The organism is Nostoc sp. T09, assembly GCF_002154695.1.
Classification (GTDB): Bacteria; Cyanobacteriota; Cyanobacteriia; order Cyanobacteriales; family Nostocaceae; genus Aulosira.
Window position 1 is genome coordinate 1 of sequence record NZ_MTAV01000080.1, and the last position, 6,665, is coordinate 6,665.

At 41.2% G+C, this 6,665-nt stretch carries 2 protein-coding genes; one reads left to right on the forward strand and one right to left on the reverse strand.

Features of this window, described 5'->3' with window-relative positions; translation table 11 throughout:
• Positions 1 to 107: 107 nt before the first annotated feature.
• Positions 108 to 1,808 carry a potassium-transporting ATPase subunit KdpA gene (gene kdpA / locus BV372_RS17025; protein ID WP_086687684.1) on the reverse strand — a complete coding sequence of 567 codons (1,701 nt, stop codon included), beginning with the start codon at positions 1,806 to 1,808 and terminating at the stop codon, positions 108 to 110.
• Between the two features lie 1,645 nt (positions 1,809 to 3,453).
• On the opposite strand from kdpA, the gene BV372_RS17035 reads away from it, so the two are divergent.
• A partial coding sequence (locus tag BV372_RS17035; protein ID WP_086687686.1) for a DUF4347 domain-containing protein occupies positions 3,454 to 6,665 on the forward strand: 3,212 nt, incomplete at its 3' end.

Consider the following 6,665-nt stretch of genomic DNA (forward strand, 5'->3'; position numbering starts at 1 on the left):
TAGATTTAGTGAGTGAGGGGTGGGGCAGGGAGAGAGATGGGGGGGAGGGGGGAGATGAGGAGATGGAGAAGAAAACTCCCGATACTACCTCAATCTCCGTAATTCTTCTAGCTGCCAGAGGCTAATTTAAAACCCTCTGCTATGGGCCCTAAAGCCAAAACAGGGAAAAAAGTCAGCACGCCTAAAATTAGAGTTACCCCAGCTGTGACACAAGTAAATAGTAGAGAATCAGTTCTCAGAGTACCGGGGGTTTCGGGCACTATTTGTTTACGAGACATACTATCAGCTAGTAGCAGGATGGCAATAATCGGAATGTAGCGTCCTGCTAACAGGGGAAATAGGCAACTCAAATTCCACCATAAGGCTGTAGGCGCTGGTTGGGTATTGGCTAACCCTGCTAACCCGGAACCGTTGTTAGCAGCGGCTGAGGCATATTCATAAACCACCTGGGAAATGCCGTGAAAACCAGGGTTGGTAATTCCAGATAAGGAAATTGGGTAGGCTAAGGCGATCGCACTGGGAATTAATATAGCTATTGGATGTACCAGTAATACTATACTGGCGAGAATAATTTCCCGTTTTTCAATTTTTCGTCCTAAAAATTCTGGGGTGCGCCCTACCATTAACCCAGTCAAAAACACAGTGAGAATTACATAAATCAATAGGTAAGCTATTCCAGTCCCCTGACCTCCCCAGATGATTTGAACAAACAAATTGAATAAAGTCGAAAATAATCCTTGCGGCATTAAGGAATCGTGCATTCCGTTGACAGCACCAGACATGGTAGCGGTAGTCATGACTGCCCACAGTGCTGTTTGTGCCCAGCCAAATCGAACTTCTTTACCTTCTAAATTTGGATATTCTATTCCTAAGGTGGCATTAATGAGGGGATTACCTTGTAATTCAGCGGTTGCTGTCACTCCAACCAAGACAACAAAAATTACAAACACCATCCAAAACAGCAGCCAAGCTTGTTTGATGTTATTAGCAAATACACCATAGGTGTAAATTAAGGCTGCGGGAATAGAAATCATGGCTATGATCTCTATTAAATTAGAAGCACCATTGGGATTTTCAAAGGGGTGAGCGGAGTTAACGCCAAAAAACCCGCCGCCATTCTCGCCCAACATTTTGATCATCTCAAAAGATGCTACTGGACCTCTAGCTATATACTGCGTTCCTCCTTCTAAATTTTTCACTACTAGGGTTTGGGCTAATGTTTGCGGTACGCCTAATATCAGTAAAGCGATCGCCCCAATCACCGATATGGGTAATAATACTCGCGTAATGGCACGAGTGAGATCGACATAAAAGTTCCCCAACTTCTTGCCTGTCAATCCGCGAATGAAGGCAATTCCTACCGCCAAACCAGTGGCAGCTGAAGTGAACATCACAAAACCTAAAGCCGCTACCTGACTAAAATAGCTTAATGTAGTCTCGCCAGAGTAGTGTTGTTGGTCAGTATTGGTCACAAATGAAATGGTGGTGTGCAGTAACGTATCCCAAGTGGGCGCACCGAAGCCATTGGGATTCCACGGTAACAACCTCTGAAAAAATATCAACAAATACACTACAATGCCCATGACGAGGTTGCTGTACAGTAGCGCCCTGGCATACTGCCAACCGGTCATGTTATCGTTCCGCCTGACACCCGCTAGTGCGTAGATGCCTCGTTCTATAGGATTCATTAAGGAGTCAAGTACTGTCCTTTCTCCTTGAAAGACACGTGCTATGTATCTTCCAAACACAGATGTAATTGCTATGACAATACATAGCGTTAACCCAATTTGTAAAAAGCCTTGTCCCATGTATTTCCTACTCAATTAAATTTAAGTTCTAGATAGCTAATTATGACAATTAATACATCAACTACCTAACAATGTCTCATATAAACTCAATTTATTAATCTAGATTTAGTAGCTTTTTCTTTTACTATTTCCAGATAGTTTTTGAAGTTTTTATCAAGAATATTTAAATTTTACTTTTTATCATTTATTGCTCTCTAGACTACTATTTGTTTATACAATACATTTTCTGATGTTGCTACTTGTATATATTCATCTATACAGTGGCTCATGATATTTTTATTACATCAGTCTCAGCTTGTAAAGTATAAGCTGACACAGTATTGGATACCTGGCTGTCAGCAGAAACTGAAGTTAGCAAAAAATTATATTGCATATTTAAAATTTTTGGCGAAAATAGTTACTGCTATTTCTCCCAGCTATCAAATCTCAGATCATAAACGCAATTAATCCTACCTATAAAAGAGTGATTATTGCGGATTTTGGCTGCATAAACATTAAATTAATTTTCATACTACTTATTAGTCAATCAATTTTTGATTTTGTGCAAAGTTGCATGATGAGCAGCATAGTCTTGGAGAACCGTTCAGTTACGGGGGTTTTCCTCGTTGTAGGAAATGGTGTGGTTTCCCTTATCAGCAACTTGCCAAAAGTTTTCCCTCACTTGAGCAAACTTTTCAAGACAGATTTTAGATTTTAACTGAAACAATTGTCCAATTCAGAATCCCAAATTGAAAATCTAAAATTGAAGTAGATAGTTGGCTGATTCTGCCCTAATAAATTGATTGTTTACAACCTAAGTATTCCTGTTAAATAGGATATTCAGCCGACGCAACTACCAAAATTACGCAGTTATCAATCGCTGGTAAGCAAGCACAGCTATAAGCCTAATAACAACTAAGCTGTTACGGATTGAAGTTGTATATTTCTCGTGTTCGTACAGCGTCTCCTACAGGAGAGGGTTGTCATTAGTCATTTGTATTTCAAAGGACAGATAACCAAGTAACAAGGACAGTCTTAACGCAAAAATGTACAATCTAGACGCATATTAGCTTATCTTACACAAGTTAGAGGTAGGCGATGCCTACGGCAACATCAAGGACTAACGCACTCAAGCCAAAATTTTAACGATTCCAAAAGCATTAGTAGCAGCAGAACTATTGATGTATTAGCGCAAAAATTGAGATTTTAATATTTTCTCTTAAAAATTTAAAAGTTTTCACTCTGATTTTGTAAAGATTATGAATTTATTGGAAATTTACCACTCAGCAACTTTATTCCCAACATCTTCCTTGTAACTGCAATTAGCAGCCAAGCTGAGTTCTGTAATTTGTTGCTCAATCTCACGCTCAAGTACATTCGACTCTGTACCGTAAAAACACAGTAGTTTTTGTAATATTTATTTCATAAAATTATCTAATAAAAAGCTTAATTTTTCTAAAAATGGTATTCCATCTGGAGTGTACTGAGTTAGATTTGCATTCATAGCGATAAAGCAAAGTTTTAGTTACCAATTTCAGTTGGGGATGCAAGCGTATGGCGGGCCATACGCTTCCTATTTGCTGCTGTTTATGTTCTCACGAGCAATTTAACTATCTAGAGTCAGCGACTACTGTAGTCAGAGTTTTATTTACCGAGTGTAATCATCATGAAACTAGTAGAAAAGAGAAATTCTCAAACCCATACTTATTTTGCTAATGTACTACAACTTCAAATTAAAGATATTGTCTTTATAGACACATCTGTTATTTATTATCAAAGCCTGATTGCTGAGATAAAACCAGGCTATCAAGTAATGATTCTTGACTCTACAAAAGATGGTGTCGCACAAATCACTGAGTCACTGGCAACAGGTAAATTTAAATCAGTTCACATTGTCTCCCACGGCAGTGAAGCCAGCTTATATCTGGGGGCAACTCAACTAAATGCTGATAATTTAAACTTTTATGGGGATCAGTTGCAGCAGTGGGCAAATGCTTTAACCGATGATGCTGATATCTTGCTTTACGGCTGTGATGTGGCAAGCAAAGAAGGTACAAAATTTGTACAGCAGATTAGCCTACTGACTGGGGCAAATATTGCTGCTTCCACTGACAAAATCGGAAGTGCAGCTTTAGGCGGTAATTGGGATTTAGACTTTAGCACTGGGGAAATAAAAGCTCCTCTTGCATTTCAACCGGAGGTAATGCAGGCTTACAATTCTGTTTTAGCCAATGCTGGTGACGTAATTATCAATGAATTTTCCCAAGGTAGCAGTGGTGGGAAAGAATGGGTTGAAATTCTAGTTGTTACCGATAATCTCAACCTGCAAGGTCACAAATTGGTTGATGGCAATGGCACGCTAGACATAACTTTGTCTGGCTCTGGCTTTAGTTCATTGAAAGCTGGCACTTTAATTGTGCTGTATAACGGCGCTGATGTTGATGCCACTATTACTCCGGACTTAACTTATAATCCCACAACTGGGGATTATGTACTACAAATATCATCACTGAATAATACTGGACTGTTTGCAGTTACTCGTAATACAGGCTGGAATAGCGCAACGGGTGCGTTTGATAAAAGTAGTACTACAGATACGCCTCGGCTAATCAACAATAGCAGTACTGAAATATATAAATTTCCCCGAACTACTCCTGCGGAGCCTTTATTCCCGCCAGTGGGACAAGCTAGTGCTTACCTAAGTAATACGGCCTCAGGTGCTACTGTTGCTAACAACTGGTCAATTGATTTTGTTTCTGCGGGTGCTAATCCCGGTTTAGCCAATGGTGGAGTTAACACTACTTGGATCAATAGCTTGCGTGTTAACAGCGCTCCTGTGCTGGATATAGCGGGTAATCCGAGTTTACCTACCATTTATCAAAATATTCCCAAGGAAAGTAACAGTGGAATTTTGGTTGCCGACCTGATTAAAAATCGCATATCGGATATCAATAACAATACTCAAGGTATTGCTGTAACTGAACTGACTGGCAACGGTACATGGCAATACTCCATTGATGGCGGTACTGGTTGGACTGACTTCGGTTTTGTCTCGAATACTTCAGCTACGCTCCTGACAGGTTTAGTACCTTTATACAATAGCTCCTTAGCTAGCACACCCAACACCCAAGGCTGGCTCCAGTTTGGAGCTTCACCCGCACTCGGAAGTAGCGTGCCTGTTGGTGGGACTCAAAGCATTGTTCAGACTACAACTGGTTATGAAACTAAACTAGTTAGTACCCAGTCTGGGGGGGCTGGTTACAGCAACTACAATGCTGGTCTCCCAATTCAGCTGAACCCTGCATTGCCCGTTCTTGATGCTAATAAAGGCTTTACAGTGAGTTTCGATCTCAAAATCAACAGCGAAAGCCATAACAAAGATGATAACGGTGATGGAATTCAAGACCGGGCAGGTTTCAGCGTCACTGTTGTGACTAGTGATAATACCAAAGCAATTGAACTTGGCTTTTGGGGAAATCAAATTTGGGCACAAAATGATGGGCCGAATGCGCCTTCGGGTCCGACTAAAACACTGTTTACTCACAGTGCTACAGAGAGTGTCTCATACAACACCATGAGTACACTCACTCACTACGATTTAACAATTAAAGGTAACACGTATTATCTATTTGCTGCGGGTGGAACAGCACCAATTCTCACAGGTTCTCTACGTAACTACACAGCATTTGACCACACATCTGCTGGTCCGTTAGGAACATCCCTACCCTATGACCCCTACGAAAGAACTAACTTCATCTTCTTAGGTGATAATACTACCTCTGCACAAGCAGATGTTAATCTGAAAAATATAGCACTTCAGACAAATAGCAGAGTCCGCTTTGTCCCCGCTACTAACTCCAACGGTACAGCTGAGATCAAGTTTCGTGGATGGGATGGAACAGATGGTTTAGCTAGCGGCGCTACTGGTGTCAATACTGCTGCTGGTGGTGGTACAACACCATTCAGTACGGATATCGAGACTGCTGGCATTACCATTAACCCAGTGAATATCTTTATTGGTACAAGCGCCAACGAGGCATTTGTAGCTACAACCAAAACAGATATTTTTGATGGCAAAGATGGCTTAGATAGGGTGAGTGCTAATATTACAAATCTCCAACAAAATGACACCATTAATGGTGGGACTGGAATAGATACCTTCATTCTCAGTGGTGGTAGTAGCGCCAACATAGTTACTATTGATTTAAGTAATCCCAGCAATCAATTCCAAGGCATTCCTGGGGTAGTGGTTTCAAACTTTGAGAACTTCGATTTTAGAAGTTTTGCAGGCACAATTAACTCAATAGGCGGCACTGGTAATGACTCTATTCTAGGTGGAGTAGGTGCAGACAAACTCAACGGTGGCGAGGGTAATGATAACTTCAAAGGTGGGGATGGCAACGACACTCTCACTGGTGGCGCAGGGAACGATGTTCTCGATGGTGGTACAGGTAATGATAGCTTGGTGGGCGGTGATGGCGATGACATCTACTACGTTGATAATGTCAATGATGCGATTAAGGAAAATATTAATGGTGGTATTGATACAGTATATGCATCATCCAGCTACACCTTAAGTACTGATGTAGAAAATCTCATTTTCACAGGTGATGTTGCAATTAACGCTGTCGGCAACGCTCTCAACAATATTATCAGAGGAAATAATGCCAACAACTTGCTGTTGGGTGGGGAAGGCGATAATTTCCTCTATGGCTTTGGCGGCAATGACAGCCTTGAAAGTGGTACAGGCAAGGATCGTCTGTATGGTGGCGACGGGAATGACACTCTCATCAGTGGTGCAGGCAACGATATTCTTGATGGTGGTACAGGCAATGATAGCTTAGTGGGCGGTGATGGCGATGACATCTACTATGTTGA